The sequence below is a fragment of the Kitasatospora sp. NPDC091276 genome, assembly GCF_040684355.1.
Classification (GTDB): Bacteria; Actinomycetota; Actinomycetes; order Streptomycetales; family Streptomycetaceae; genus Kitasatospora.
Genome location: NZ_JBFBFU010000025.1, coordinates 105,414 through 129,244, shown reverse-complemented (window position 1 = coordinate 129,244; position 23,831 = coordinate 105,414). Strand labels below are relative to the sequence as shown.

The 23,831-nt window shown below is 75.6% G+C and carries 11 protein-coding genes; 4 read left to right on the top strand and 7 right to left on the bottom strand.

Annotated features, from left to right (window positions below):
• Positions 1-31 precede the first annotated feature (31 nt).
• Complete coding sequence (gene leuC, locus AB0O19_RS27940) at positions 32-1,432, bottom strand: 3-isopropylmalate dehydratase large subunit (RefSeq protein WP_363585081.1); 1,401 nt, start codon at positions 1,430-1,432, stop codon at positions 32-34.
• Positions 1,432-2,625, bottom strand: coding sequence for a pyruvate carboxyltransferase (locus tag AB0O19_RS27935; RefSeq protein WP_363623389.1), 1,194 nt, complete (start codon positions 2,623-2,625; stop codon positions 1,432-1,434). The genes leuC and AB0O19_RS27935 overlap by 1 nt, the downstream gene beginning before the upstream one ends.
• A gap of 301 nt (positions 2,626-2,926) precedes the next feature.
• On the opposite strand from AB0O19_RS27935, the gene AB0O19_RS27930 reads away from it, so the two are divergent.
• On the top strand, positions 2,927-3,265 hold the full coding sequence (locus AB0O19_RS27930; RefSeq protein ID WP_363585084.1) for a hydroxyisourate hydrolase: 339 nt from the start codon (positions 2,927-2,929) through the stop codon (positions 3,263-3,265).
• Here AB0O19_RS27930 and AB0O19_RS27925 read toward each other — a convergent pair.
• Both AB0O19_RS27925 and AB0O19_RS27920 read right to left on the bottom strand, forming a co-directional pair.
• On the bottom strand, positions 3,262-6,381 hold the full coding sequence (locus AB0O19_RS27925; RefSeq protein ID WP_363623387.1) for a BTAD domain-containing putative transcriptional regulator: 3,120 nt from the start codon (positions 6,379-6,381) through the stop codon (positions 3,262-3,264). The genes AB0O19_RS27930 and AB0O19_RS27925 overlap by 4 nt on opposite strands.
• Before the next feature lie 220 nt (positions 6,382-6,601).
• Entirely contained in the window at positions 6,602-7,945 is a 1,344-nt protein-coding gene (locus tag AB0O19_RS27920; protein WP_363623385.1) for a class II 3-deoxy-7-phosphoheptulonate synthase, read from the bottom strand.
• Positions 7,946-8,140: 195 nt separating this feature from the next.
• Between AB0O19_RS27920 and AB0O19_RS27915 the strand changes: the two genes are divergently transcribed.
• From AB0O19_RS27915 to trpD, 3 genes are read left to right on the top strand one after another with little or no spacing between them, the layout of a single operon-like run.
• Positions 8,141-9,640: an anthranilate synthase component I family protein gene (locus AB0O19_RS27915; protein ID WP_363623383.1), complete on the top strand. Its 1,500-nt coding sequence runs from the start codon at positions 8,141-8,143 to the stop codon at positions 9,638-9,640.
• Positions 9,637-10,212 (top strand): aminodeoxychorismate/anthranilate synthase component II, encoded by a 576-nt coding sequence (locus AB0O19_RS27910; protein ID WP_063349726.1) that lies wholly within the window; start codon positions 9,637-9,639, stop codon positions 10,210-10,212. Before AB0O19_RS27915 ends, AB0O19_RS27910 begins: the two co-directional genes overlap by 4 nt.
• Before the next feature lie 41 nt (positions 10,213-10,253).
• Positions 10,254-11,315 carry an anthranilate phosphoribosyltransferase gene (gene trpD / locus AB0O19_RS27905; protein ID WP_363623381.1) on the top strand — a complete coding sequence of 354 codons (1,062 nt, stop codon included), beginning with the start codon at positions 10,254-10,256 and terminating at the stop codon, positions 11,313-11,315.
• A 196-nt stretch (positions 11,316-11,511) separates the two neighbouring features.
• Here trpD and ddaH read toward each other — a convergent pair whose 3' ends face one another.
• The 3 genes from ddaH to AB0O19_RS27890 all read right to left on the bottom strand — a co-directional run bounded on the left by ddaH (position 11,512) and on the right by AB0O19_RS27890 (position 23,829).
• Positions 11,512-12,351, bottom strand: coding sequence for a dimethylargininase (gene ddaH, locus AB0O19_RS27900; RefSeq protein ID WP_363623379.1), 840 nt, complete (start codon positions 12,349-12,351; stop codon positions 11,512-11,514).
• Between the two features lie 253 nt (positions 12,352-12,604).
• Positions 12,605-12,829, bottom strand: coding sequence for an MbtH family protein (locus AB0O19_RS27895; RefSeq protein ID WP_063349723.1), 225 nt, complete (start codon positions 12,827-12,829; stop codon positions 12,605-12,607).
• A complete protein-coding gene (locus AB0O19_RS27890; protein ID WP_363623377.1) occupies positions 12,826-23,829 on the bottom strand; it encodes an amino acid adenylation domain-containing protein in 11,004 nt (3,667 codons plus the stop codon). Before AB0O19_RS27890 ends, AB0O19_RS27895 begins: the two co-directional genes overlap by 4 nt.
• Between the last annotated feature and the right edge of the window lie 2 nt (positions 23,830-23,831).

Genomic DNA, 23,831 nt, shown 5'->3' with positions numbered 1-23,831 from the left:
CGGGTCGGGCGGGTGCGCCCGGCGGGCGCGGTCACAGCTCGGTCGGCGCGGCCAGGCGGCCGACCACGGCGGTGGCGGCGGCGACGACGGGCGAGACCAGGTGGGTGCGGGCGTGGGTGCCCTGCCGGCCCTCGTAGTTGCGGTTGGAGGTGGACGCGACCCGCTGGATGCCCTGGAGGCGGTCGGCGTTGATGCCCATGCACATCGAGCAGCCGGAGAGCCGCCACTGCGCGCCCGCGTCGAGGAAGACCTGGTCCAGACCCTCCTCCTCGGCCTGGGCCCGGACGGCCATCGAGCCGGGGACGACGAGCATGGTGATCCGGTCGGAGACCTTGCGGCCGCGCAGCACGTCGGCCGCGGCCCGCAGGTCCTCGATCCGGCCGTTGGTGCAGGAGCCGAGGAAGACGGTGTTGATCTCGACGTCCCGCAGGGCGACGTCCGGTTCGAGGCCCATGTACTCCAGGGCGCGGCGCGCGGCCTGCTGCTCGGCGGGGGTCGCGAAGGTCTCGGGCGCCGGCACCGCGGCGTCCAGCGGGACGGCCTGGCCGGGGTTGGTGCCCCAGGTGACGAAGGGCTTGAGCCCGGTGACGTCCAGTTCGACCACGCGGTCGAAGGCGGCGCCCTCGTCGGTGCGCAGGGACTGCCAGTAGCGGACGGCCTCGTCCCAGTCGGCCTCGGCGGCCGGGTCCCAGCGCTCGCGCAGGTAGGCGAGCGTGGTGTCGTCGGGGGCGATCAGGCCGGCGCGGGCGCCCGCCTCGATGCTCATGTTGCAGACCGTCATCCGCCCCTCCATGGAGAGGTTCTCGACGGCCTTGCCGCGGTACTCGATCGCGTAGCCGTTGGCGCCGTTGGCGCCGATGTGCGCGATCAGCGCGAGGATCAGGTCCTTCGGCGTGACGTCGGCCGGCGGCTCGCCGACGAACTCGACGGACATCGTCCGGGGGCGCTGGAGCGCCAGCGTCTGGGTGGCGAGCACGTGCTCGACGTCGCTGGTGCCGACGCCGAAGGCGAGCGCCCCGAAGGCGCCGTGCGTGGAGGTGTGGCTGTCACCGCACACCACGGTCATGCCGGGGCGCACGAAGCCCAGTTCGGGCGCCACCACGTGCACGATGCCCTGCCGGTCGTCGCCGAGCGAGAACAGCTCGATCCCCTGCTCCTCGCAGTTCTCGCGCAGGCGCTCCAGCTGGGCGCTGCCCATCGCGTCCTTGACCAGCAGCGTGTTGGTGGGCACGTTGTGGTCCTCGAGGGCGAGCGCGAGGTCGGGCCGGCGGACCCGGCGGCCGGCCAGCTGGAGGCCGTCGAAGGCCTGCGGGGAACTCGCCTCGTGGAGCAGGTGCAGGTCGATGTAGAGCAGGTCGGGCTCGCCCGGTGCCTGGTCGACGACGTGGCTCTGCCAGACCTTCTCGATCAGGTTGCGCTCGGTGCCGCCCATCAGCTGGCCACCGCCATCTCGCTGGTGCGCTCCAGGCGCTCGGCGATGATCTCGCGCAGCTCGCCCAGTTCGATGCAGGTGCCGTCGGCGCGGCCCGCGATGTAGGTCTCGTAGATCTCGTCGAGCAGGTCTCGCTCGGCGCCGATTCCCATCTGGTCGAACAGGTTGCGGACCACATTGCGCCCGGAGTGCCGGCCGATGAGAATTCCGCGCTCCCGGCCGAAACTGTGCGGCTCGACGTATTCGTAGGTCACCGGATTGCGCAGCATTCCGGCCTGGTGGATTCCGGCCTGGGTGGCGAAGGCGTTCTCCCCGAATATCGCCTTGTTGCGCGGGGTCGACATTCCGATGATCCGGGCCAGCAGCTGGTAGGCCTCGTAGAATTTCTCGGTGCGCAGCCGGCTGGTCAGGCCGAGCTGCTCGCCCTTGTAGAGCAGTACCGCCGCCAGTTCCTCCAGCGGGGTGTTGCCCGCGCGCTCGCCGATGCCGGCGATGGTGGCCTGCACCTCGTCCGCGCCCGCCTCGACGCCGGCCAGGGCGTTGGCGAGGGAGAGCCCGAGGTCCTGGTGGCAGTGGGTGGACAGGATGATGTGGTCCGGGATCCAGGAGCGGACCCGCGCCACCTGGGCGCCGAACTCGGCCGGGATCAGGCAGCCGGTGGTGTCGGCGAGCGCCACCGTGCCGGCGCCCTCCTCGATGCCGGTCTCGATCATCGGACGCAGCAGGTCGTCGCTGCCCCGGCTGGCGTCCTCGATGCCGAGCGTGATGTCGGTGAAGCCCAGCTCGCGGGCGAACCGGATGCTGTCGATGATCTCGTGCAGGCCCTCGGCCCGGGTGAGGCCGCGCTTGTGCTCCAGGTGGACGTCGCTGCCGGTGGCCATGATCTGGATCTGGTGGCGCTCGACGCCGCCGGCCTCGGCGGCCAGCTCGATGTCCGCGCGGACGGCCCGGTTGAGAGTCGCCACCTTGGCAGTAGTGAGCGCGCCCGCGATGAGTCTGGTCGCCTCGAAGTCACGCGGTGAGGAGCTGGGGAAGCCGGCCTCGATGGTGTCGACACCGGTGGCCTCGATGGCGAGGGCCAGCTCCAGTTTCTGGTCGGGGTTCATCGCGTTGCCCGGGGCCTGTTCGCCGTCGCGCAGTGTCGAGTCGAATACCCGGAGCCGCCGTGCGGTGGGGACGGATTTCGGAGACATGGATTTTCCGCCTCTTTCGGGAACGCCGCCGGACGGGCGACCGGACGGGAGGTCGCGGTGTGCGGCGGCGGAGGATTGTGGCTGGCAGCGGTGACTTTACTGGTCCGGAATCACTACCCGTCAAGACTTTTCGAACAAATAATCATTCGATGGCGGGCCGATAGCGGGACCCCTGACAATAGGCTTGACGCGCCCTTTTCCCGATGCATCGTGTACTGAGGCAAGGAGTGGTTTTCATGCGAGATATCCCGTCCGAGGAACGTCCGCCGGCCCGGTTACCGCGCCCGGGGCGGGTGGGCTGATGGCGAGGGTCATCGTCGAAGCGCTGGACAGCGTCCACGGGCGCACCGCCGTCGGCCTCGACGCGAGACTGGAGTCGCTGGTCGACAACGAGTGGGTGCCGGTGGTCGAGCGCAGAACGGACGCGAGCGGCCGGATCGAGGAGTGGGGCGGGACGGACGGCGGGCGCGGCCTCTACCGGCTGGTGTTCGACGTCGACCGGTACTTCAGCGGGCTCGGCCTGTTCACCGTGCACCCCGAGGTGGCGGCCACCTTCCGGGTCTCCGACGGCGAGTCGGGGCACCGGGTGAGCCTCACCCTCTCGCTGAACCACTACGCGGTGGCCTTCATCGCCGACTAGGAAGGTGGACCCGGGCCTGCGGGGGGCTCCGGGTCGCCGGCGGCCAGCCGGGCGGAGCGCAGCAGGTCGAGCGTGCGGGCCTCCTCGGCGGGGGTCCGCATGAGGCGGAACACCAGCCGGGCCCGCCGCAGGTGCTGGACCGCCAGGTCGGCCTCCCCGGTGCCGAGCGCCAACTCGCCGAGGGTGACGAGGATCCGGCCCATGATCAGCCGCTCGTTGGAGCCCTCCGCGAGGAGCAGGGCGCGGTGCAGGGCGTGGGCGGCCTCGCCGCTCTCGCCGAGCCGGTGGCGGGCCGCCCCGATGCCGTGCAGGGCGTAGATCTCGCCGGTGTGGTCGCCGATCAGCCGGACGACGTCGAGGGCGCGGGAGAAGGCCTCCAGGGCCCGGTCGTAGCCGCCGCGTTCCAGGTGGCTCTGGCCCATCCGGTGCAGCACCTGGGCCTCGACCCGCCGGCCGCGGCCCTCCCGGCTCAGCCGCAGCGCCTCGTAGAGGAGCTCTCCGGCGCCCTCCTCGTCGCCCTCGCCCAGTTTGAGCTGGGCCAGGTTGTGCAGCACGTAGGCGACGGCGACGGAGCCGCCGCTCGCCCGCAGGACGGTGAGGGCGGCCTGGTAGTGGGCGGTCGCCTCGTCGATCCGGCCGTCCACCCGGGCGAGGTAGCCGAGGCCGCGGGCGGTGAGGGCGGAGCCGAGGTCGTCGCCGAGGTCGGTGAAGATCCCGGCGGCCTGGCGGAAGCGCTCCTCGGCGGCGGCGAAGTTCTGCCGGGTCAGCGCGAGCGAGCCGAGGGAGTGCAGTGCGGCGGCCTGGCCGAGCCGGTCGCCACCCTTGCGGGCGGCCGCGAGGGCGAGTTCGTGGGTGTCGCGCCAGTCGTCGAGCCGGCCGTGGGTCTCCAGGAACGTCACGGCGGTGACGGCGAGTTCCCAGCAGTGCGCGGTGAGGCCCATCATGGCCGCCTGTCTGACCCGGGGCACGAGCATGGGCCGCTCCCGGGCGAACCACCGCAGCGGCTCGGCCAGCAGCCGGTCCACCGTCCGGGCGGGCAACGGGTGCAGGGCGGTGCCGCGGCCGCGGATCAGCACGTCGCGGCCGTACTCGCGCTGCCTCGCCTCGATCAGCAGGTAGAGGAAGCAGCCGATCACCCGGGCCAGTGCGGACTCCCGCTCCTCGACGCTCTCCTCGTCGACGAGGCGTTCGCGCGCGAAGACCCGGACCAGGTTGTGCAGCCGGTACTGGGTGTGGCGTCCGGGCGCGGTGCCGACGGCGTCCAGCAGCTGGGCGTCGGAGAGTTCGTCGATCAGGTCCTGGACCTGGTACTCGGGCAGGTCGAGCAGCGCCATGCCGACCCAGGTGGAGAACGGCCCCTCGTCGATCAGGGCGATCCGCCGCAGCAGCCGGCGGGCGTCCTCGCTGACGCTCTCGTAGGTGAGCGAGAGGCCGGCTCTGATGCCGACGTCGGCGTACTTGAGCTCGTCGAGCCGGCGGGTCCCGTCCTCCAGCCGCTCCACCAGTTCGGTGATCTCCCAGTGCGGCCGGGCGGCGAGCCGGGCGCCGGCGATGCGCAGCGCCAGCGGCAGGTGGTCGCAGAGTTCGGCCAGCGCCTTCGCCGCCTCCGGTTCGGCCGCCACCCGCGCGGGGCCGGCGATCCGGCCGAGCAGTTCCGCGGACTGGCCGGGGTCGAAGGTGTCGACGTCCACCCGGACGGCTCCGGCGAGGCTGCCGATGTGCCGCCGGCTGGTGACGATCACGGCCGAGGTGGGCTTGCCCGGCAGCAGCGGGGTGATCTGGCTCTCGGTGGCGACGTTGTCGAGGACGATCAGCACCCGGCGCTCGGCGAGCAGGGCCCGGTACATCTCGGCCCGCTCCTCCAGCCCGTCGGGGATGGCGGTGCCGTTGACGCCGAGGGCGCGCAGGAAGCGCTCCAGCACCTGGGCCGGGCCGACGGTGTCGGGGGCCCCGGCGTGCAGGTCGGCGAAGAGCTGCCCGCCGGGGAACTCGGCGGCGATCTGGTGGGCCGCGTGGACGGCCACGGCGGTCTTGCCGACCCCGGCCTTGCCGACGACGGAGACGATCGGGACGGCGAGCCGGGACTGGTCGTGGGAGGAGAGCAGCAGCCGTTCGCGCAGGCCGGCGAGCAGGTGCTCGCGGCCGGTGAAGTCGGCGAGGTCGGCGGGGAGCATCTCCGGGACGGTGGCGGGGGCGGCGGTGGCCACGGGTGGCGCGGCGGCGGACTCGGCGGCCGGGGTGGCGTGGGTGACGGTCGGACGGCCGTCGGGCAGGTCGAGCCGGGGGTCGCCGGCGAGGATGGAGAGTTCGAGCCGCTGAAGCCGGGGGTCGGGTTCGACACCGAGTTCGTCGATCATCCACTGGCGGGTGTCGCGGTAGACCTGGAGCGCCTCGGTCTGGCGCCCGGAGCGGTAGAGCGCCAGCATCAGCTGGCCGCGCAGCCGCTCCCGTAACGGGAACTCGTCGACCAGGCCGATGAGTTCGCCGACGGCCGCGCCGTGCCGGCCGAGTGCGAGTTCGAGCTGGATGCACTCCTCGGTGGCGCCGACCCACTGCTCGGTGAGCTGGCCGGCGGCGGACCGGAGCGCCTCGCTGGGCAGGCCGCCGAGGGGGTCGCCGCGCCACAGTCCGAGCGCCTGCCGGAAGAGGGCGGCGGCCTCCGCCTTGCGGTCGCGGTCCGCCGCCGTCCGGTCGCGGCCCTCCGCCTTCCGGTCGCGCAGCGCCCGCGCCTTCCCGACCAGGTCGCGGGCCTGGAGCAGGTCGAGCTGGGCGTCCGCCGCCTTCACCATGTAGCCCTGCGGGTGGGTGGTGATGACGTCGGAGAGGCCGTGCACGGCGAACAGCCGGCGCAGGGCGGAGACGCTGATCTGCAACTGTGCGCGGGCGGTGGCCGGCGGGGCCTCCTCGTAGAGGGCGCGGACCAGGCGGTCCACGCTGACCACCCGGTTGACGTCGAGGAGCAGCGCGGCGAGCACCGTCTGCTGCCGGATCCCGCCGAGGTTCAGCGGCCTGGCGTCGACGAGCGCTTCGAGCGGGCCGAGAATGCGGTACTCGACCCGGGGCACGGGTGAGGAACTGCCGTCGTGGCGTATGCCGGAACCAGGTCGGTACCCCACCGTTTCCACTCCCCCCAGAGGAATAGGCGCAGGATCGCAAGGCACTCTAAGGACGGCCCGGTCAATGGGTCAACGATATTCAGTTCTCCCCAAAAGACGCCGCCTGACGGACTGCGATCGGCGTCCGCGCCCCCGGGTGACCGGCGGGGAATCGGCGTGGAAAGGCCGGTTGGCCGGATCGGCGCGCACCGATCCGGCCAACCGCGGCCCGGGGCGGTTCTCAGGCCTTCATCAGCTCCGCCACCCGGAAGGCGAGGTCGAGGGACTGGCGGTGGTTCAGCCGTGGGTCGCAGGCCGTCTCGTAGCGCTGGTGCAGGTCCTCGGCGCGGACCTGGTCGCCGCCGCCGAGGCACTCCGTGACGTCGTCGCCGGTGAGTTCGACGTGGATGCCGCCGGCGTGCGTGCCCAGCTCCCGGTGCACCTCGAAGAAGCCGGCGACCTCGCCCAGGATGTCGTCGAAGCGGCGGGTCTTGCGGCCGTCGTCGGTCTGGACGGTGTTGCCGTGCATCGGGTCGCAGATCCAGGCGACCCGGGCGCCCTCCGCCGTGACCTTCTCCACCAGCGGCGGCAGCAGTTCGCGCACCCGGCCCGCGCCCATCCGCACCACGAAGGTCAGCCGGCCGGGCCGGCGGTCGGGGTCGAGGCGGTCGACGTAGCCGAGGACCTCGTCCGCGGTGGTCGTGGGGCCGAGCTTGACGGCGATCGGGTTGTGGATCCCGGCGAAGTACGCGATGTGCGCGTCGTCCAGGCCCCTGGTCCGCTCGCCGACCCAGAGCAGGTGCCCGCTGGTGGCGTAGTGCGCCCCGGTGCGCGGGTCGGTGCGGGTGAGGGGCTGCTCGTAGTCCAGCAGCAGTCCCTCGTGGCTGGCGAAGAACTCGGCCTCCAGCAGCCCGGCCGGGTCGCAGCCGCAGGCTTGCAGGAAGCGCAGCGCGCGGTCCACGCCGTCGGCCAGTTCCTCGTAGCGGCGGGCCTCGGCGGAGTCCTCCAGGAAGCCGCGGTTCCACTGGTGGGCCTGGTAGAGGGAGGCGCTGCCGCCGGCCGCGAAGCCGCGGACCAGGTTGAGGGTGACCGCCGACGCCTCGTACATCCGCCGCAGCCGCGCCGGGTCCGGGCGGCGGGCCGCCTCGGTGAACTCCGGGCCGTTGACCGCGTCACCCCGGTAGGAGGGCAGGCTGAGGCCGTCGCGGGTCTCGTCCGGCTGGGAGCGGGGCTTGGCATACTGCCCGGCCAGCCGGCCGATCTTCACGACCGGCACGCCGCTCGCGTAGGTCAGGACCACCGCCATCTGCAACAGAGTGCGCAGCTTGGCGGTGACCGCGTCCGCGGTGAGCCCGCCGAAGGTCTCGGCGCAGTCGCCGCCCTGGAGGACGAAGGCCTCGCCGGCGGCGACGGCGGCCATCCGGTCGGTCAGCCGGTCGCACTCCTCGGCGAGGACCAGGGGCGGGGCGGCCGACAGGTCGGCGACCACCTCGCGAAGCGCCGCCCGGTCCGGCCACTGCGGTTGCTGGGCCGCCGGCAGGGAACGCCAGGCGGCGGGTGCTCCGGTCTGCGGAATTCGATTCATCACGGCCCTCGGATGGGAACGGAAATCGCTGGCCCGCTCATTGCAGCCCGGCCGCGGAAAGAAGGTCAAGCGTCCGCGAATTGGCCTGCTCCCGCACCGGAGAACTGGTCTGACCGCCTTCCGGGACGAACGGATTGACTGGAGGCCATTGGTTCACCGGCCGTACCCAGCCGGCCATTCACGATGAGGATTCCGATGCCAGACGCGCCATCGCACCCTCCGTTCGCCGTCCGGCTCGGCACCGAGCCGCTGCCGCCGCACGACCCGCTGGAGCTGTACACGCGGCTGGGCGACCGGCTCGGCGCGGAGCAGGTGTACCTGCTGGAGAGCCTGACCGAGTCCGGCCGGCAGGGCGGGCCCGCGGTGCTCGGCTGCGGCCCGCTCGCCGAGATCCGGCTGTACGGCTCGTACCTGGAGATCGACGGCGTCGCGGAGCTCGCCCCGGTGCTGCGGGCGACCGCCGAGGCGGCGGGCCTCACCCCCGCCGCGGACGCCCCCGGGCGGCTGGAGGCCCCCGAGCCGGCCCGCGTCTGGGAGTTCCTGCGGCGCGCGCAGGGCCTGTTCGGCCTGGAGCCGGGCCTGCCCGGCGACCGCTTCCACTTCGGCTTCCTGGCCCGGTTCGGCTACGACGCGGCCTGGCACATGGAGGACCTGCCGGCCCGGGCGCTGCCGCCGGCCCGCCCGGACGCCGTGCTGACGCTGTTCCGCGACAGCGTGCACTACGGCACCGACGGCGCGCCGGTCCTGCGGACCGCCGACAGCCCTGCCTTCGGCGAGCACGGCCGCCACGACCTCGCGGGCGCGGCCCGGGAGGCGGCCGGGCAGGAGCCGCGGGCCGCGTGCCCGCCGGCCGTCCGCCCGCAGGCCGTGCACGACAGCGTGGACCGCGACACCTTCCACGGCTGGGTCCGGCGCTGCCTGGAGCACATCGGGGTCGGCGACATCTACCAGATCCAGGTCGGCCACCGGATCGATGTCCGCACCGCGCTGACGCCGGTCGAGGTCTACCGGCGGCTGCGCTCGCGCAACCCCTCCCCGCACATGTACCTGCTCCCGAACGGCGAGGGCACGCTGATCGGCGCCAGCCCCGAGCTGCTGTTCCGGATCGAGGACGGCCGGATCGTGATGCGCCCGATCGCCGGCACCACCCGTCGCGACCAGGACGAGGAGGAGAACGAGCGGCGGATCAAGGCCCTGCTGGCGAGCACCAAGGAGCAGGCCGAGCACGTCATGCTGGTCGACCTCTCCCGCAACGACATCAGCCGGGTCTGCAAGCCGCACACCCTGACGGCCGACGACCTGATGGTGGTGGAGACCTTCTCGCACGTCTTCCACCTGGTGTCCACGGTCAGCGCCGAGCTGGAGGAGGACGCCGACGTGTGGCGGTCGCTGTGCGCGACCTTCCCGGCCGGCACCATGACCGGCGCGCCGAAGCTGCGCGCCATGGAGATCATCCACGAGATCGAGCGGGAGCCGCGCGGAGCCTACGCCGGTGCCGTCGGCCTGATCGACGTCGGCGGCTGGAGCGAACTGGCCCTGTGCATCCGCACGATCGCGCACGACGGCGCGGTGTACTCCGTGCAGAGTTCCGCGGGGATCGTCGCCGACTCGACCCCCGAGGGCGAGTGGAACGAGACGTTGGCGAAGCTGGGCGCCGCCTACTGGGCGCTGACGGGTGAGGAGTTGACGGCGTGAAGGTTCTGCTGGTGGACGCGCGGGACAGCTTCGTCCACATCATCGACCAGTACCTGCGGGCACTCGGCGCGGACACCGAGGTGGTCCGCTCGCACACCCGCACCCCCGAGCAGCTGGCCGCGACCGCGCCCGACGCGGTCGTGCTCGGCCCCGGCCCCGGGCACCCGGCGGCCTCCGGCCACGTCGAGCTCGTCCACCACTTCGCCGGGAAGGTCCCGCTGCTCGGCGTGTGCCTGGGCCACCAGGCGATCGGCCTGGCGTTCGGCGGGCGGGTCCAGGTCGCCGACCGGCTGATGCACGGGCGCACCAGCACCGTGACACACGACGGGCGCGGCCTGTTCGCCGGCCTCGGCAACAGCCTCACCGCGACCAGGTACCACTCCCTGATCGTCACCCAGCCGCTGCCCGAGGACCTGGAACTCACCGCGACCGCCGACGACGACGGCTACGTCATGGGCATGCGGCACCGCAGCCTGCCCATCGAGTCCGTGCAGTTCCACCCCGAGAGCATCACCACCACCGGCGGCATGCAGCTGCTGGAGAACTTCCTCGCGGTCGGCGCCGGGCGCTGACCGCACGCACATCGGAACCGACGAGCGGAAATGGGTGACCAGTGACAGGGAATGGTGAATCGCGCAGCTGGCCGCAGCTACTCACGGCGCTGATCGGCGGGACGGACCTGAGCACCGCCGACACCACCTGGGCGATGGACCGGGTGATGCGCGGCGAGGCGGCGCCGGCGCAGCTGGCCGGCTTCCTGGTGGCGCTGCGGGCCAAGGGCGAGACCGCCGAGGAGGTCGACGGGCTGGTCCGGGCCGCGCGCGAGCACACGGTGCGGGTCGACGTGCCGGGGCCGACACTGGACATCGTCGGCACCGGCGGGGACGGCGCGAAGACCGTGAACGTGTCCACCATGGCCGCGATCGTGGCGGCGGCCGCCGGGGCCCGGGTGGTCAAGCACGGCAACCGCTCGGCCTCCTCCGCCTCCGGCTCGGCGGACGTGCTGGAGCGGCTCGGCATCGCACTGGAGCTCTCGGCCGAGGAGGTGGCCCGCTCGGTGCGCGAGGTCGGGATCGGCTTCTGCTTCGCCCCGGCCTTCCACCCGGCGTTCCGCCACGCGGCCGTCGCCCGCAAGGAGTTGGGCGTGCCGACGGCGTTCAACGCGCTGGGCCCGCTGACCAACCCGGCCTCGCCCACGGCCATGGCGGTCGGCGTCGCCGATCCCCGGCTGGGCCCGCTGATCGCCGCCGTGTTCGCCCGCCAGGGCGTGGACGCGCTGGTCTTCCGGGGCGACGACGGCCTCGACGAACTGTCCGTCTCCACCACCTCGACGGTCTGGACGGCGACCACCGGTCGGTTCGTGCAGGAGCGGCTCGACCCGCGCGAGCTCGGGATCGCGACGGCGGCTCCGGACGCGCTGCGCGGCGGCGACGCGGCCCACAACGCGGGCGTGGTCCACGCCGTCCTGGACGGCGAGCAGGGCCCCGTCCGTGACGCCGTCCTGCTGTCCGCGGCGGCCGGTCTGGCGGCGCTGACGCCCTCCGAGCGGCCGGTCGTCGAGCGGCTGGCGGCCGTGCTGCCCCGGGCCGCCGAGGCGGTCGACTCGGGCGCGGCGGCCGCCCTGCTGAAGCGCTGGGCCGAGAGCGGGCCGCCGCGCGCGGGGCGGCCGGACTGAGCCGCCACCGGGCCGCCGTCGTCGGGCGGCGGCACCGGGGCGCGACGCCGACGGGCCGCGCGGACCTCCTCGGGGGGAGGCCCGCGCGGCCCGTCGCGTTGGTGCGGGGTGGTCGTACGGCCCGCGTCCGCCCCGTTCGTCCGCCCCCGGCGTCACGGAGGCGGGCGAACGGGCGTACGGGCGGGGCGGGCGGCGGTCAGGCGCGGTGGCGCAGCTCCAGCGTGCAGCACTTGACGCTGCCGCCGCCCTTGAGCAGCTCGGACAGGTCGACGCCGATCGGCTCGAAGCCGCGCTCCCGCAGCTTGTCGGCGAGGCCCGTGGCCGCCTCCGGCAGGAACACGTGCAGGCCGTCGCTGACCGCGTTGAGGCCGAACACGGCGGCGTCGCCGGCGTCGGCCAGCACCGCGTCCGGGAACAGCCGGCGCAGCACCTCGCGGCTGCCCGCGGAGAAGGCCTCCGGGTTGTACATGATCTCGTCGCCGTCCAGGACGGCCAGCGCGGTGTCCAGGTGGTAGTAGCGCGGGTCGACCAGCTCCAGGCCGATCACCGGGCGCCCGAAGAACTCCTGGGCCTCGGCATGGCCGGCCGGCGTGCTGCGGAAGCCCCGCCCGGCGAGCACGTACTCGGCGGTGACCAGGAAGTCGCCCTCGCCCTCGTTGACGTGCTCCGGGTCGTGCAGCTCGGGGTAGCCGTTGGCGCGGAACCACTCCAGGTAGGCGGGGCCCTCGGCGGCCCGCTCGGCGTTGCGGAAGCGGGCGCCGAGCACCTTGCCGTCCACCACGGTGGCGCCGTTGGCGGCGTAGACCATGTCGGGCAGGCCCGGGATCGGGTCGATCAGGTCGACCCGGTGGCCGAGCTCCTGGTAGAGCGCGTACAGCCGCTCCCACTGCGCCACGGCGAGCCCGGTGTCGACCGGCTTCGCCGGGTCCATCCACGGGTTGATCGCGTAGGTGACCTCGAAGTGGCTGGGGCGGCACATCAGGTAGTGCCGGGGCCGGGCCGTGCGCTCGGCGGTGCGCGGGGTGACAGCGTTCATCGGTGACTCCTCGTGAGGGCTTCGGACAACGGGCGGTGGCGCTGCGGTCCGGACGGGCGGCAATCGGGTGCCTGCGGGGCTCCGGGGCCGGCTCGCCGGCGGCGCGACCGGGCGTGGGGGAAACCCAGGCGCGCCGCACTCGTTCCTGCGGGCCGGCCCCGCGCCCGTCCCTGACATGCTGTCAGTTCGCTTGCGGGGGACGGGAGATCCTTAAGCCAGGGTGGAACATCCCTGATGGACCGGCCGATCGCGGTCAGTCGACGCGGGCGTCCATCGCCTCGGCCAGGCTGCGCGGACGCAGGTCGGTCCAGTTCTTCTCGACGTAGTCCAGGCAGGCCTGCCGGGATTCCTCGCCGAACACGCTGCGCCAACCGGCGGGCACGTCGACGAAGGCGGGCCAGAGCGCGTGCTGGTTCTCCTCGTTCGCCAGGACCAGGAACGCGCCCTGCTCGTCGTCGAAGGGGTTGGTGCTGCTCATCGGGCCCTCACTTCATGGTTGTGGTCGTGCACGTGGGCAAGGTCGTTCAACTCGTCGGCCGGCTCGTCGTCGAGCTCGCCGTTGACCTCGTCGTTCAACTCGTCGTTCAACTCGTCACAGAACTCGGTGACCCGCCGTCGAAAGGCGGCCACCACCCGCCGGGCGGTCGGCTCGTCGCAGCCGTCCAGCGCGTGTACCAGGGCGCACTCCAGCCCGCCGGGTGCGCCGTCCGCGGTCCGCCGCTCCACCAGTTGGAGCAGCAGGTCGACGGCGGTGCGGGCCACCGGGACGGGCCGCTCGGCGACCGTCACGGCGTCGGCCCACCGCCCGCCGTCGGCCGGTTCGGCCCGCACCAGATGGGAGAGCGCCACCCCGAACAGCGGCTGGCGGCCCGCCCGCCGGGCCGGGTTGACCAGTTCCACCACCCGGTCGAACGGCAGGTCCTGATGGGCGTGGGCGGCCAGCAGCCGCTCCCGGACCCGCCCGACCAGGGTGCGGGCCGTCGGGGCGCCGGAGGTGTCGACCCGCAGCACCACGGTGTTGACCAGGCAGCCGACCACGCCGTCCAGCACCTCGTCGTCCCGGCCGGCCAGCGGCACTCCGATCGGGAGGTCGTGCCCCGCGCCGAGGTCGCCCAGCGCGGCGGCGAACGCCGCCTGCACCACCATCCCGGTGCCGGCCGAACAGGCCCGGGCGGCGGCCGCCAGCCGGCGGTGCTCCCGCAGGTCCAGGGCGAAGCGGACGGTGCCGGCCGCGCCCGGCCCGGCGCCCGGGGCGCCGGTGGCGTCCGGCAGGCCCCGCCACGGCGGCAGGGCGGCCAACGCGCCCTTCCAGTAGGCGGCCTGCCGGGCGGCCGGGCTCTCCGGGCGGTCCTCGTCGTCGAGCCGCCGCCGCAGCCACAGGGCGTGGTCGGCGTACTGGACGGCGGGCGACGGCCAGCGCGGCGCCCCGCCGGCCGCCCGGGCCCGGTAGGCGGACCGCAGGTCGGCCAGCAGCGGTTCGAGCGCGTGCCCGTCCACCGTCGCGTGGTGCAGCACCAGCAGCAGGGTGTGCCGGTCGGGGCCGCTGCGCAGCAGGGCGGTGCGCAGCGGCGGCTCGGTCAACAGGTCGAAGCCGCGGTCGAGTTCGGCGGCGATCCAGGCGTCCAGCCGCTCCGGCGGGACGTCGAGGAAGCGGGGCGCGGCGGACGGGACGGCGGCGAGGAAGGCCTCGGCGAGGTCGGCGTCGGCGGGCGGGGCGCCGGGCGGGGCATCGGCGGGCGCGAGGATGCGCTGCTCGGGGCCGTCCGGGCCGTACGGCAGGACGGTCCGCAGGGCCTCGTGCCGGACCACCAGGTCGCCGAGGGCGGCCCGCAGCGCGGCGGGGTCGAGCCCGCCGGTGAGGTCGAGGGCCAGGGTGGTGAGGTAGTCCGGGCGGTGCTCGCCCAGGTAGTTGGCCGTCCACAGGCGCAGTTGGGCGGGGGCGAGCGGCAGCCGGTCGGGCCGGGCCGTCCGGTCGCCGAGCGCCGGGGCGCTGCCGCCGGTGCCGTCGGTACGGGCGGCGCGGTCGAGCCGGTGGTCCAGCCCGGCCACCGTGGGCGCGTCGAACAGCTCGCCGAGCGGCACGTCGACCCCCAGGGTGGACCGGATCCGCCCGGCCAGCCGCATCGCGGCGATCGAGTTGCCGCCGAGCGCGAAGAAGTCGTCCTCCGGCGCGACCGCCGGCACCCGCAGCACCTCCGCGAACAGCGCCGCCAGGACCTCCCGGCGGGGCGAGCGGGTCGGCCCCGGGGCCGACCGCTGCGGCGGGCCCAGGGCGGTCGTGTCGACCTTGCCGTTGGCGTCCAGCGGCAGCGCGTCGACCGGGACGAGCACGGCGGGCACCAGGTGGCGCGGCAGCCGCCCGGCGAGCCGGCGGCGCAGTTCGCCGGCGGCCACCGGCCGGTCGGCGACCACGTACCCGACCAGCGAGCGGCCCGCCGGGCCCGCCCCGTGCGGCACCACCCGGGCGGCGGTGACCTCCGGCTCGGCGCACAGCGCGGCCTCGATCTCTCCCGGCTCGATCCGGAACCCGTTGATCTTCACCTGCCGGTCCGCGCGCCCCAGGAAGTGCAGCCGGCCCTCGGTGTCCCACCGGCCCAGGTCCCCGGTGCGGTACAGCCGGCCGCCCGGCGGGCCGTACGGGTCGGCGACGAAGCGCTCGGCCGTCCGGGCCGGGGCGCCGTGGTAGCCCGCGGCCAGGCCCTCGCCGCCCAGGTGGATCTCGCCGGGGACGCCCGGCGGCACCGGGCGCAGCGCGGCGTCCAGCAGCAGCACCCTCGTCCCCGCGAGCGGGCGGCCGATCGGGACGGCCTCGCCCTCGCGGACCGGGCCCGCCGGGACTTCGTGGCCCAGGGCGAAGGTCGTGCTCTCCACCGGCCCGTACAGGTCCAGCAGCCGCTGCCCGGGCGCGGCCCGCCGGGCCCGGGCGAGCGCCGCCGGGGGGACGACGTCGCCGCCGGTGCAGATCAGGCGCAACCGGGCCAGGGCCGCCGGGACCTGCTCGGTCAGCAGGTCGAACAGGCCCGCCGTCAGCCAGGCCGCGGTGGCACCGCCGCGCTCGACGGCCCGGGCGTAGTCCGCCGGGGTCAGCTCTCCCGGCGGGGCCACCACCACCTGACGGCCGGTCAGCAGCGGCATGAGCAGCTCGTACACCATGGCGTCCCAGGCGTGCGGCGAGTGGAACAGCACCCGGTCGTGGTCGGGGCCGTGCCACAGCGGGTCGTCGGCCAGGGCGAGGATGTTGCGGTGGGTGACCGCCACCCCCTTGGGGCGGCCGGTCGAGCCCGAGGTGTACAGCAACTGGGCGACCTGCCCGGGCGGCACCTCCACGCCGGGGTTGCCCGCGCTCCCGCCCGCCCGCCGGGCCGCCGCCAACACCTCGGCGTCCAGCAGCAGTTCGGTGCCCGCCTCGGCGGCGAGCGCGCGCAGCCGCTCGGCCGGGAACCCCGGGTGCAGCGGGACGCAGACGGCGCCGAGCTTGGCCAGCGCCAGCATCGCCACCGGCACCTCCGGGCAGCGCGGCAGCCGTACGGCGACCCGGGTGCCGGGCCGCACCCCGAGGGCCGCCAGGTGGTGGGCCAGCCGGTTGGCGTCGGCGTTGAGCGCGCCGTACGTGGTGGTGGCGGTACCCGTGGCGTTCGCGGTGGCGCCGTCGACGTGGCGCAGGGCGATCCGGTCCGGGTGGTCGGCCGCCAGCCGCTCGAACCGCGCGCCCACCGACACCGGTTCGGCGTCGGCCGCCGGGCCGGTGCCCCAGGCCCGCAGCCCCGCCCGCTGGACGGGCGGCAGCAGGTCGACCCGGCCGGTGGTCAGCGCGTCCGCGCCAGAGCCGGCCAGGGCGGCGCAGGCGGCCGTCAGCAAGGTGCGCAGCCGGTCCGCGTCGAGGTACCGGTCCAGTTCGGCGGGCCGCAGCTGGAGCCGCACGTCCAGGCCGCCCCGGCGCGGCAGCACCACCAGCGAGAGCGGGTAGTGGGTGCCGTCGAACGGTTCGACGGCGCCGATCCGCAGGCCCGGCGCGGGCTCGACGAACCCGGCCTCGTCCAGCGGGTAGTTCTCGAACACCAGTGAGCTGTCGAAGAGCCGCCCGGCACCGGCGGCCTCCTCGACCTCGGTGAGGCCCAGGTGCTCGTGGTCCAGCAACGCGGTGCGCTCCCGCTGGAGCCGGGCGGCGAGCTCGCGCAGCGGCTCGCCCGGGTGCAGCCGGGCCCGGACCGGTACGGTGTTGATCAGCAGGCCCACGAGCCGGTCCGCCTCCGGCAGTTCGGCCGGGCGCTGGGCGACGGTGGTGCCGAACAGGACGTCGTCGCGGCCGGTGAGGTGGGAGAGCACCAGCGCCCACGCCGTCGCCACCAGGGAGCCGAGGGTCACCTCCCACTGCGCGGCGCGCGCCCGCAGCCCGGCGGTGAGCCCGGCGGGCAGGGTGAAGACGCTCGTCGACGGGCCGTCGTCGGCGCCCTCGCCGCCGGCCGGCGCGGGCCGGCCGACCCGGGTGGGCTCGGCCCCGGCGAGGGCGACGCGCCAGGCGCCGCGCGCGGCCGCGTCGTCGCGCCCGGCCAGCCAGTCGAGGTAGCGGCGGTAGGACGGCGCCGGGGGCAGGTCGACGCCCTGGTGCAGCGCGAGCAGCTCGCGCAGCACGATCGGCACCGACCAGCCGTCCAGCAGCAGGTGGTGGTGGGTGAAGACGAGCCGCCACCGGTCGGCGGCCAGCCGCAGCAGGGTGAACCGGATCAGCGGCGGGGTGTCGACCGAGAACGGCCGGCGGTCCTCCGCCACGAGCCGCCGGGCGTCGGCGGACTGCTCCCCCTCCGCCCGCCCGGTGAGGTCCACGGTGCGCCAGGGCAGCGTCACCTCGACCGGCACGACCTGCCGCGGCGGGCCGGACTCGCCGCTGGTGAAGGCCCCGGCGAGCTGCGGATGGCGCGCGAGCAGCCGCCGGGCGGCGTCCTGGAGCCGCTCCGGGTCGATCGCGCCGGTGAGGTCGAGGACGAGCTGCACGAGGTACGGGTCGCGGCGGCCGTCGTGGGCGGCGTAGCGGGAGTGGAACAGCAGGCCGGCCTGGAGCGGCGTGGCGGGCAGCAGGACGGCGGCCTCGGCGGGTGCTTCGGGCTGGGCGTCGGCTGCGGGCCCCCCGGCCCGGGGCGGGCCGGCGGACGACAGGGTGGTGAGGGCCTGCTCCCAGCGGGCGGCGAGTTCGGCCACCGCGTCGGCGGCCAGCACGCCGGCCGGCCAGGCCCATTCGACCCGCAGCCGCGGGCCGTCCGGGCCGGTCTCCACGAAGGCGTCGACCGAGAGGGTGTGGGCGAGCGGCAGGGTGGGGTCGGCCTCGCCCCGCAGGGTGCCGGGGACGGGCTGCCAGGGGCCGCGTCGGGTGGTGTCGAAGCGGCCCAGGTAGTTGAAGGCGATCGGGGCCGGGCGGTCGGGCAGCGCGCCGGACCGCTGGAGCAGCCCGTACGTCAGGCCCCGGTGGGGGGTCGCGCGCAGGCGCCGCCGCGCGGCCGCGACGGCGCGGGCCAGTTCGTCGGCGGGGGCGAGGTCGTCGACGCGGGCCGCTCCCCCGGTGTCGGGTCCGGCCGGGCCGGTGTCCAGCAGGACGGGGTGGATGACCGTGAACCAGCCCAGCGTCCGGGAGAGGTCGAGGCCGTCGAGGGCCGCGAGTTCCGGGTCGCGGCCGTGGCCCTCGACGTCCACCAGGAGCGGGCCGTCGGCGCCGCGGGCGCGCCAGCCGCGCAGGGCGGCGGCGAGCGCGCCGAGGAGGATCTCCGGTACGGCGGCGCCGAGTCGGTCGGGCAGGTCGGTCAGCAGGGCGGCGGTCGGGCCGCCGCCCAGGGTGGTGCGCAGGGTCGCGGCCCCGGCCACGGTGTCCCGGGTGCGGTCCAGCGGCCGGGTGCCGATGGTCCCGGTGCCGGCGGTCAGCAGGCCGTGCCAGTGGTCGCGGTCGGCGGCGACCGCCGGGTCGGCCTCGGCCGCCCGCAGCGCGCGGGCCCAGTCGGCGGCCGTGACGGGTACGGCGGCGAGGTCGGCCGGGTGGCCGTCGGCGGCGGCCCGGTGGGCCCGGGCGAGGTCGTCGAGCAGGATCCGCCAGGAGACGCCGTCGACGGCGAGGTGGTGGATCACCATCAGCAGCAGGCCGCCCTGGTCGCCGTCGAACCAGACCGCCCGCAGGAGTTCGCCCCGGTAGGGGTCGAGGCGGCGGCGGGCGTCGTGCCGCTGTTCCGCGACGAGTTCCAGCAGGGCGGGCGCCGGGTCGCGGCCGGGGGCGGTGGCGAGGCCCTCGCGGGCGAGGTCGATCCGGTGCAGCAGCGGGGCCGCCGGGACGGTCCCGGCGGGCCGGATCTCGAAGGCGAGCGGCTCGCCCGGGGCCCCGGTCAGGCGGGTCCGCAGCGCGTCGTGGTGGTCGACGAGCTGCTGGAGGGCGGCGCTCAGGGTGTGTTCGGTGGCGCCGGGCGGCACCTCGCACAGCAGGGACTGGGCGTAGCCGTGGATCGGTCCGCCGCGGGCCGCCAGCCAGTCCGCGATCGGGGTGGGCGGCAGCACCCCGCCCGGGGGCGCGGGCGCCGCCGGGCGGGCGGCCGGGGCGCGGACACCGTCCGGGACGACGGCCGCGGCGGCCGCGAGGGCGCGCGGGGTCTGGTGGGTGAACACGTCCTTCGGCGTGATCAGCACGCCCGCCGACCGGGCCCGGGTGGCCAGTTGGATCGCCAGGATGCTGTCCCCGCCGAGCCGGAAGAACCCCTCCGACGGCCCGGGCCGCGCCCGGCCGAGGACGCTGCCGAACAGGGTCCGCAGCTGCTCCTCGGCGGGCGAGCCGTCCTCCGGGCGGGTGACGTGCGGGCGGGCGGCGGCGGACGCCGGGAGCGGGCGGCCGGCCGGGCCCGGGGTGTCGGACAGGTCGAGGGTGCCGGGCAGGTCGAGGGTGCCGGGCAGGTCGAGGGTGCCGGGCAGGTCGAGGCTGCCAAGGGCGTCGACGGGTGCCGCCGGGTCGGCCAGGGCGGCCGCCAGCAGGCGGCCGAGGCCCTGCGCCAGGCGGTCGGCGGTCTCGGGACGGAAGTGGCCGGTGCTGTACTCCAGGACGCCGCGCACCGTGCCGTCCGGCTGTTCGGCGAACTCGAAGAGCAGCGGGAACTTGGCCATCACCCGCTCGAATCGGTGCGGTGCGCCGGACAGTCCGGGCAGGGTGAGCGCGGGTCGGCGTCCGCCGTGCAGGGTGATCATCACCTGGAACAGCGGGTGGCGGCCGAGTTCCCGGTCGGGTGCGAGGGCGTCCACCACCCGGTCGAAGGGCGCCTGGTCGTGGGCGAAGGCGGTGAGGTCGGCGTGCCGGACGCGGTCGACGAGCTCCGCGAAGCCCGGGCGGCCCGAGAGGTCGGTGCGCAGGGCGAGCGGCTGGGCGAAGTAGCCGACCAGGTCGTCCAGGGCCGGGTCGGCGCGGCCGGCGGTGACCGTGCCGAGGACGAGGTCGGTGCCCGCTCCGGAGCGGGCCAGCAGGCAGGCGACGGCCGCGTGCAGCACCATGAACAGGGTGGCTCCCCGGCCGGCCGCCAACTCGGCTGCTGCTGCGACCAGTTCGGCGTCCCACTGGAACTCGGCGGCGGCCCCGCGCAGGGCCGCGCCGGGCGGCGGCTCATGGTCCACCGGCAGCGCGGTGCGCTCCGGTGCGCCGCGCAAGGTCTCGCGCCAGTGCGCCAGTTCGGTGGCCAGCGGGCTGTCGGGCTCGTCGGCCGGGCCGAGTTCCCGACCCTGCCAGAGCGTGAAGTCGGCGTACTGGAGCGGCAGTCGGGGCCACTCGGGGGCCCGGCCGCGGGCCCGGGCGGCGTAGCCGACGGCGAGGTCGCGGGTCAGCGGGCCCAGCGACTGCTCGTCGGCGGTGATGTGGTGCAGGACGATCAGCAGCAGGTGGGTGCCGGGCCCGGCGGTGAACACCACCAGCCGCCAGGGCAGGCCCTGTTCGAGGTCGAAGGGCCGGTGGACCTCCTCGTGCACCGCCGCGTCCAGGCCGGCGGGGTCCAGGTGCCGGACGGTCAGCGGGAGGGGCGGGTCGTCGAGGATCCGCTGGTACGGCTGCCCGTCGGTGGCCGGGAACACGGTGCGCAGGCTCTCGTGCCGCTGCTGGACGTCGCCGGCGGCGGCCCGTAGCGCGGCCAGGTCGAGCGGTCCGGTCAGCCGGGCGGCGAGCGGGATGTGGTAGGTCGACGCCTGCTCGCCGAGCCGGTGCAGGAACCACAGGCCGCGCTGGGCGTGGGAGAGCGGGATGCGCTCCGGCCGGGGGCCGGCCTGCGGGCGCTGCGGGAGTTCCCGGCCGGCCGCCGCCTCACCCCTGCGGGCGGCGCCACGGGCGCCGATCCGGGCGGCCAGGCCGGCCACGGTGGGGGCCGCGAAGACGTCCCGGATGGTCAGTCCGGCGGACAGCTCGGCGGGCAGCTCGGCCCGGGCGCGGACCACCAGCCGGTTCGCCGAGAGGGAGTCGCCGCCGAGGGCGAAGAAGCTCTCGTCCGCGCCGAAGCCCTCGGCCCCGAGGAGTTCGCCGAACAGCCGGTGCAGCCGGGTCTCGTGCTCGCCGCTGGGCGCCCGGCCCCGGCCGTCCGCCGCCCTGGCCTCCAGGGCCCGCAGCCGGTGCTCGTCGAGCTTGCCGTTGGCGGTCAGCGGGAAGCCCTCGACGGCGACGAAGGCCGCGGGCACCAGGTGGTCCGGGAGCGACGCGCGGGCGTGGTCGGCGGCCGCGCGGACGGCCTCCTCGGTGCCGAGCAGGTAGGCGGTCAGCGCCTTGTGCCCGGGCTCCCGTTCGGTGGCGAGGACGGCGGCGCCGGAGATGCCGGGCAGCGCGGCGAGCGCGGCCTCGATCTCCCCCGGCTCGATGCGGTAGCCGCGGATCTTCACCTGCCGGTCGGTGCGGCCGAGGTGTTCGAGTTCGCCGTCGGGGCGGCGGCGGGCGCGGTCCCCGCTGCGGTACATCCGGCTGCCGGGCGGGCCGTACGGGTCGGCGGTGAAGCGGGCGGCGGTCAGCGCGGGGCGGCCGAGGTAGCCGCGGGCGAGGCCGGGGCCGGCCACGTACAGCTCGCCGGGCAGGCCGTCGGGCACCGGCCGCAGGGCGGCGTCCAGCAGGTACGCCCGCAGGTCGGGCAGCGGGCGGCCGATGGTGGCGGCGCCCGAGGCCACGGCGGCGGCGTCGAGGTCGCCGGCCGTGACGTGCACGGTGGTCTCGGTGATGCCGTACATGTTGACGAGCCGGGGCGCGTCCTGCGGGTGCCGCAGGTACCAGTCCGCGAGCCTCCAGGGTTCGAGCTGCTCACCGCCGAAGATCACGTACCGCAGGGCGAGCCGGGCGCTCGGGCCGGGGTGGGCGGCGTCGGCGGCGGCCAGCTGGGTGAACGCCGAGGGGGTCTGGTTGAGCACCGTGACGCGCTCGTCGGCGAGCAGGCGCAGGAACTCCTCGGGCGAGCGGGCGGTGTCCCGGGGGACGACGACCAGGCGGCCGCCGTGCAGCAGGGCTCCCCACAGCTCCCAGACCGAGAAGTCGAAGGCGTAGGAGTGGAACAGGGTCCAGGTGTCGTCCGGTCCGAAGCCGAACCGGTCGGCGGTGCTGGCGAGCAGCCGGGTGACGTTGCGGTGGGTGACCAGGACGCCCTTGGGGCGGCCGGTGGAACCGGAGGTGTGGATGACGTAGGCGACACCGTCCGGGCCGGGGCGCTGCGGCCGTGTCCGGTCGGCGGGCTCGTCCGCGCCGTCGACGGGCAGGGTCTCGACGCCGTCGGGCAGCGCCGCCCGGGCGGAGCCGTCCGTCACCACGAGCCGGGGCGCGGCGTCCTCGATGGTCGCGCGCAGCCGCTCGACCGGGTAGTCCGGATCCAGCGGCAGGTAGCCGGCGCCGGCCTTCTGGACGCCGAGCAGCGCGACCACCAGGTCCGGCGAGCGGGGCAGGGCGACGCCCACCAGGTCGCCGCGGCGCACGCCCCGGGCGGCGAGCCGGCGGGCCAACCGGTCGGCGCGCTGGTCGAGTTCGCGGTAGGTGAGGACGGTTTCCCCGAGCACCACGGCCGGTGCCCGCGGGCGGGTGGCGGCCTGCTGTTCGAACAGCGAGACCAGGGTGTCGCCGTCCTGGCCGGTCCGGTCCGGCGCCGGCGCGGGGGCAGGCCGCGGCGCCGGCAGGGCGACGGCGCTGCCGGTGCGCAGCCGGCCGACCGGGAGCCCCTCGGGGGCCTCGGCCAGCGCCGTCACGAGGTCGAGCACCCGGTCCAGGTGGGCCCGGACGGTGTCCTCGGGGTAGTCGCCGACCGCGTCGGCGAACACCGGCAGGGTGGCGCGGCCGTTGTCGTAGACGCCGAGCGCGAAGTCCTCGGGCAGGCCCGGCGAGACCTCGTGCACGGTGGCCGGGATCCCGCCGAACCGCAGGCCCAGGTCGAGCGGCAGCAGGTTCAGGGTGGGGCCGATCAGCGGCCGGTCGCCCCGGGCGGCGGCGGTGTCGCGGAGCAGGTCCTCGAAGCGGTACCGCTGGCGGCGCAGCGCGGCCCGGACCCGGTCCGCCGTGGCCGCCACCAGGCCGCCGACGGTGGCGGCCGGGTCGACGGCGAGCCGCAGCGGGACGACGTTCGCCGTCATGCCGAGGGCCCGCCGGGCCAGCGCGGCGTCCCGGCCGCGGACGCCGAGGCCGATCACCGCCGTGCCCTCGCCGGTGTCGGCGTGCAGCGCGACGGCGAGCGCGGCCGGGAACAGCGCCGTCCAGCCCGCGCCGACGCGCTCGCGGACAGCGGCCCAGCGTTCGGCGGACAGCTCCGTCCGGACGGCGACCGGCGGGCGCGGGCCCGAGCCGGTCGGGGCGCTGCGTCCGCCCGCGAGGCGGGGCGGGTCGCCGAGGCCGGCCGACTCCTCGGCCCAGAACGCGGCGTCGGTGCGGAACCGGGCGGAGGAGCGGTAGGCGGCGTCGTCGTCCAGCAGGGCCTGGAGCGGGTCGTGCACGCCGGTGGAGGGCGGCTCGCCCGCGTGCAGCGCCGTGTACTCGGCCGCCACCCGGCGCATCAGCCCGGCCCCGCCCACGCCGTCGCACAGGATGTGGTGGATCCGGAGGTACCAGAGGTACTCCGCCTCGCCGGTCCGCAGCAGGAAGTGGTCGAAGGGCGGGCGGGCGGTCAGGTCGTAGGGGTGGGCGAGTTCGGCGGCGAGGAACGCGCGGGCGGCGGCGGCCGGGTCCTCGTGGTGGCGCAGGTCCTGCCGGTGCAGCGGCCAGTCGGCGGCGTCCTCGATGATCTGGACGGCGCCGTCGGCGGTCGGCTCGAAGCGCGCCCGCAGGCTCTCGCTGCCGGCCACCACGCCCCGCAGCGCGCGTTCGAACAGCTCCTCGTCGATCGCGCCGTGGAACTGGACGTACTGGCCGGCGGTGAACCGCCGCCCGGTGGGGTCGGCCTCGTGGCCGAACCAGATTCCCGACTGCGGGGCCGTGAGCGGCCGTCGTCGGGCGGGCGTGACGGGCGTGGCGGTCATGGCGGACATCC

Coding starts and splice junctions, on each gene's coding strand:
- leuC (WP_363585081.1), bottom strand. CDS start 1,432: ATGGGCGGCACCGAGCGCAACCTGATCGAGAAGGTCTGGCAGAGCCAC.
- AB0O19_RS27935 (WP_363623389.1), bottom strand. CDS start 2,625: ATGTCTCCGAAATCCGTCCCCACCGCACGGCGGCTCCGGGTATTCGAC.
- AB0O19_RS27930 (WP_363585084.1), top strand. CDS start 2,927: ATGGCGAGGGTCATCGTCGAAGCGCTGGACAGCGTCCACGGGCGCACC.
- AB0O19_RS27920 (WP_363623385.1), bottom strand. CDS start 7,945: ATGAATCGAATTCCGCAGACCGGAGCACCCGCCGCCTGGCGTTCCCTG.
- AB0O19_RS27915 (WP_363623383.1), top strand. CDS start 8,141: ATGCCAGACGCGCCATCGCACCCTCCGTTCGCCGTCCGGCTCGGCACC.
- ddaH (WP_363623379.1), bottom strand. CDS start 12,351: ATGAACGCTGTCACCCCGCGCACCGCCGAGCGCACGGCCCGGCCCCGG.
- AB0O19_RS27895 (WP_063349723.1), bottom strand. CDS start 12,829: ATGAGCAGCACCAACCCCTTCGACGACGAGCAGGGCGCGTTCCTGGTC.
- AB0O19_RS27890 (WP_363623377.1), bottom strand. CDS start 23,829: ATGTCCGCCATGACCGCCACGCCCGTCACGCCCGCCCGACGACGGCCG.